Annotated in this window: 5 protein-coding genes; all 5 read left to right on the top strand. The window is 72.2% G+C overall.

The window, feature by feature from the left end; genetic code table 11:
- Positions 1 to 271: 271 nt before the first annotated feature.
- The 5 genes from rplU (at position 272) to AB0K37_RS40100 (ending at position 4,797) form a co-directional block, all read left to right on the top strand.
- Positions 272 to 589, top strand: a complete 318-nt coding sequence (gene rplU / locus AB0K37_RS40120; protein ID WP_179836635.1) for a 50S ribosomal protein L21 — start codon at positions 272 to 274, stop codon at positions 587 to 589.
- 14 nt (positions 590 to 603) lie between these two features.
- Complete coding sequence (rpmA, locus tag AB0K37_RS40115; protein WP_067640985.1) at positions 604 to 861, top strand: 50S ribosomal protein L27; 258 nt, start codon at positions 604 to 606, stop codon at positions 859 to 861.
- Positions 862 to 956: 95 nt separating this feature from the next.
- A complete protein-coding gene (gene obgE / locus AB0K37_RS40110; RefSeq protein WP_363990924.1) occupies positions 957 to 2,354 on the top strand; it encodes a GTPase ObgE in 1,398 nt (465 codons plus the stop codon).
- Positions 2,355 to 2,417: 63 nt separating this feature from the next.
- Entirely contained in the window at positions 2,418 to 3,524 is a 1,107-nt protein-coding gene (proB, locus tag AB0K37_RS40105) for a glutamate 5-kinase (RefSeq protein WP_363990921.1), read from the top strand.
- A gap of 13 nt (positions 3,525 to 3,537) precedes the next feature.
- Positions 3,538 to 4,797, top strand: coding sequence for a glutamate-5-semialdehyde dehydrogenase (locus AB0K37_RS40100; RefSeq protein WP_363990918.1), 1,260 nt, complete (start codon positions 3,538 to 3,540; stop codon positions 4,795 to 4,797).
- Positions 4,798 to 4,968: the final 171 nt, after the last annotated feature.

Here is a 4,968-nt window from a genome sequence, read left to right as displayed (position 1 = left end):
GCCGGAACGCGAACGCGTCCGGCCAGGGCATCCGGTACCCTTGACCTTCGGCGCGTCTTCGGCGCGTCGCCCGAATCCGCACCGCGAACCCCGTCCGGGGATCGTTCGGTGCTCACCTCATCGATCCGGTGGGGCACAGCAGAGAGCGCCAGGGTCCTCCTGGTGTGCCGCCCTCGGCCCGGTGCCGGGGGTAGGCCCCCGTCCGGGGGCTGGTAAGCCACGCGTGGGACCGGTTCACTCCGGAAGCGCGCGCAGACGAAGGGTTTCCGCGGTGTACGCGATTGTCCGCGCAGGCGGCAGGCAGGAAAAGGTCGCCGTCGACGACGTGCTGACCGTCGACAAGCTGGCCGGTGACGTCGGGTCGACCATCACGCTCCAGCCCCTGCTGGTCGTGGACGGCGACGACGTCGTGAGCCGCACGGCCGACCTCGCCCGCTACGAGGTGACCGCCGAGATCCTCGGCGCGGTCAAGGGCCCCAAGATCAACATCATGCACTACCGGAACAAGACCGGGTACAAGCGGCGGATGGGTCACCGTCAGCCGTACACCGAGGTCAAGATCACCGGTATCAAGGCCGGCAAGAAGTAAGGGAGAGCGGTCTCATGGCACACAAGAAGGGCGCATCGTCCAGCCGCAACGGTCGCGACTCCAACGCCCAGCGCCTCGGTGTGAAGCGCTTCGGCGGCCAGGTCGTCAACGCCGGCGAGATCATCGTCCGCCAGCGCGGCACCCACTTCCACCCCGGCCCGGGCGTCGGCCGCGGCGGTGACGACACGCTGTTCGCGCTGGTCGCGGGTGCGGTGCAGTTCCGCCGCTACCGCGGTCGCAACGCGGTGAGCGTCGTCCCGCCGGCGGAATAGTCCGCCGGGGGCAGCGACTTTTTGTTCGAAGGGGCGGACCGTTTCCGGTCCGCCCCTTCGCCGTTCTTACCAAGGTTTTCCTGAGGAGAGTCACCGTGGCCGCTGGAGCGGGATCGGGCGCGCAGTTCGTCGACCGGGTGGTGCTGCACGTCGCGGCGGGCAACGGCGGCAACGGCTGCGCCTCGATCCACCGGGAGAAGTTCAAGCCGCTCGGCGGCCCGGACGGCGCCAACGGCGGACGCGGCGGCGACGTCGTCCTCGTCGTCGACTCGAACGCCGCGAGCCTCCTCGAATACCACCGGCGCCCGCACCGCAAGGCGGGCAACGGCAGGCCCGGCCAGGGCAGCCTGCGGACGGGCGCCGACGGCGACGACGTGATCCTCTCCGTTCCCGACGGCACGGTGGTGAAGTCGGGCGACACCGTCCTGGCGGACCTGGTCGGCGAGGGCACCCGGTTCGTGATCGCCAAGGGCGGCAGCGGCGGTCTCGGGAACGCGGCGCTGGCGACGGCCAAGCGCAAGGCGCCCGGGTTCGCGCTGCTCGGCGAGCCGGGCGAGGAGCGCGACGTCGTCCTGGAACTGAAGAGCGTCGCCGACGTCGCGCTGGTCGGGTTCCCGAGCGCGGGCAAGTCGTCGCTGATCGCCGCGCTGTCGGCCGCCAAGCCGAAGATCGCCGACTACCCGTTCACGACGCTGATCCCGAACCTCGGCGTGGTGAGCGCGGGCGACACGACGTTCACGGTCGCGGACGTACCGGGCCTGATCGAGGGCGCCAGCGAGGGCCGCGGCCTCGGCCTGGACTTCCTGCGCCACATCGAGCGCTCCTCCACCCTCGCGCACGTCCTCGACTGCGCGACGATGGAGCCGGGCCGCGACCCGGTCAGCGACTTCGAGGTCATCGAGCGCGAGCTCCAGGCCTACGACCGGGTGCTGGGCGACCGCCCGCTGTCGGACCGCCCCCGCATCGTCGTCCTGAACAAGGTGGACGTGCCCGACGGCCGCGACCTCGCCGAGATGGTGCGGCCGGAGTTCGAGGCCCGGGGCCTGCGGGTGTTCGAGGTGTCGGCGGCGTCGCACGAGGGGCTGCGGGAGCTGTCGTTCGCGATGGCGGCGATGGTGTCGGAGTACCGGGCCTCGCTGCCGGCGGCGGAGCCCACCCGCATCGTCATCCGGCCCGAGCCGGTCGGCGGGGACACCGACTTCGAGGTCAGGGCCCTCGGCGACAACACCTACCTGATCACCGGTACGAAGCCGGTCCGGTGGCTGCGGCAGACCGACTTCGCCAACGAGGAGGCCGTGGGCTACCTCGCCGACCGCCTCGCCCGGCTCGGGGTGGAGGACGCGCTCGCCCAGGCGGGCGCCAGCGCCGGCGCCACCGTCCTGATCGGCACCATGGACGAGTCGATCGTCTTCGACTGGGAGCCGGAGGTCGCGGCGGGCGAGGGCACGATGGGCCCGCGCGGCACCGACCGCCGTCTGGGCGGCTGGTCCTGAACGAATAACCGGGGGTGTGGGGGACGTTCCCGTAGAGAGCGGTGTCGTGAGCGGAGCTGAGTCATGAGTGGGCGTGAGGCGGTCGCGAAGGCGCGGCGGATCGTGGTGAAGGCGGGCTCGTCCTCGCTGACCACGCCGCAGGGCACGATCGACGTGAACCGCGTCGACGCGCTGGTCGACGTCCTCGCCGCGCGCCGCGGCGAGGGCACGGAGATCGTGTTCGTGTCGTCGGGCGCGATCGCGGCGGGGCTCGGCCCGCTCGGGCTGACCCGCCGCCCGCCCGACCTCGCGACGCAGCAGGCGGCGGCGAGCGTCGGGCAGGGCCTGCTGTTCGCCCGCTACACCTCCTCGTTCGCCCGTTACGCGCTGACGGTGGGGCAGGTGCTGCTCACCGCCGACGACATGATGCGCCGCTCGCACCACCGCAACGCCCAGCGGACCCTTGCGCAGCTGCTCGCCATGGGCGTCCTGCCGATCGTGAACGAGAACGACACCGTCGCGACCGACGAGATCCGGTTCGGCGACAACGACCGGCTGGCCGCGCTGGTCGCGCACCTGATCCGCGCGGACGCGCTGGTCCTGCTCTCGGACGTGGACGCCCTCTACACCGGCGACCCGCGCCGTCCCGGGAGCCGCCGCGTCGACGACGTGCGCGGCCCGGACGACCTCAGGGACGTCGAGCTCGGCGGCTCCGGGCGGGTCGGCACCGGCGGCATGGTCACCAAGGTCGAGGCGGCGAGGATCGCGGGTATCCCCGTCGTGCTGACCAACGCCGCCTCCGCGGCGCGCGCGCTTTCCGGCGACCAGGTCGGGACGCTGTTCCATCCGGCCGAGGGCCGCCGGATGTCGACCCGCAACCTGTGGCTGGCGCACGCGACGACGGGCCAGGGCCGCGTCATGCTTGACCCGGGCGCGATCGAGGCGGTCGTGCGGCGCCGCAAGTCCCTGCTTCCGGCGGGGGTGACGGGGGTGGAGGGCGACTTCGCCGCGGGCGACCCGGTCGACCTGTGCGACACGGCCGGCGAGGTCGTCGCGCGCGGCCTGGTGAACTACGACGCGTCCGAGATCCCCGAGCTGATGGGGCGCTCGACGCGCTGGCTGGCGCGTGAGCTGGGCGCCGAGTACGAACGCGAGATAATCCACCGCGACCATCTGGTGATACTTCGATGACGGGAGCCTGCTGATGAGCGACGAGCGTGAGGAGTTCCTGCGGGTGGCGCGGCGCGCCAGGGAGGCCGCCGCCGGGCTGGCCCCGCTGCCGCGGTCGGCGAAGGACGCGGCGCTGCACCGCATCGCGGACGCCCTGGTCACCGCCGCCCCGGAGATCGTCAAGGCGAACGAGGCCGACGTCGCGCGGGCCCGCGGCAACGGCACCTCCGAGTACATGATCGACCGGCTGAGCCTGTCGGAGGAGCGGATCGCCTCGATCGCCGACGCCGTGCGGAAGGTCGCCGCGCTGCCGGACCCCGTGGGGGAGACGGTCCGCGGGAACGTGCTGCCGAACGGGCTGGAGCTGCGCCAGGTGCGGGTGCCGCTCGGCGTCGTCGGGATCATCTACGAGGGCCGCCCGAACGTGACCGTGGACGCCGCCGCGCTGTGCCTCAAGAGCGGGAACGTGGCGATGCTGCGCGGCTCGTCGTCGGCGTACGACTCCAACACGGTGCTGGTCGAGGTGATGCAGGGCGCGCTCACCGGCACCGAGGTCCCGCCGGACGCGGTGCAGCTCGTCCCGGGCACGTCCCGGGAGTCGGTGAAGCACCTGATGCGGGCGCGCGGCCTGGTGGACGTGCTGATCCCGCGCGGCGGCGCCTCGCTGATCAACTCGGTGGTGGAGGAGTCGACCGTCCCGGTGATCGAGACGGGCGTCGGGAACTGCGCGGTGTACGTGGACGCCGCCGCCGACGTCGACGTGGCCCTGGACATCCTCCTGAACGCCAAGACGCAGCGTCCCTCGGTGTGCAACGCCGCCGAGACGTTCCTGGTGCACGCCGACATCGCCGACACGTTCGTCCCGCGCGCGCTCGAGGTGCTGGAGAGCGCCGGTGTCACGGTGCACGGCGACGAGCGGATCCGCTCCTTCGGCGGCGGCGTCGTGGAGGCGACCGAGGACGACTGGTACGCCGAGTACCTCTCGCTCGACATCGCCGCCCGGGTGGTCGACTCCCTCGACGACGCCGTCGCGCACATCCGCCGGTACGGCTCGGGGCACACCGAGGCGATCGTCACGACGTCCCAGCCGGCCGCGAAGCGGTTCGTCGCGCTGGTCGACTCGGCGGCCGTGATGGTGAACGCCTCGACGCGCTTCACCGACGGCGAGGAGTTCGGGTTCGGCGCGGAGATCGGCATCTCGACGCAGAAGCTGCACGCCCGCGGCCCGATGGGGCTGCCGGAGCTGACGTCCACCAAGTACGTGGTGACCGGGGAAGGGCACGTGCGCGGCTGAGCTCCGGATTTGTGACATTTTTGCCATTGATGTCACGTGTGCGGGTGTGGTCTGATTCACGATTGTGACTCGTCAGTACAGCCGCCGCCGCGTCCTGCGGGGCGCCGCCCTCGGCGCGGGGATCGCCACCACCGGACTGGCGGCCTTCCCCGCCCGACCCGCCGCCGCGGC

Origin of the sequence: Actinomadura sp. NPDC049753 (assembly GCF_040674655.1) — a bacterium.
Taxonomy (GTDB): Bacteria; Actinomycetota; Actinomycetes; order Streptosporangiales; family Streptosporangiaceae; genus Spirillospora; species Spirillospora verrucosospora.
The sequence above is the reverse complement of the archived record's forward strand: the minus strand, read 5'-3'. Positions and strand labels throughout refer to the sequence as shown.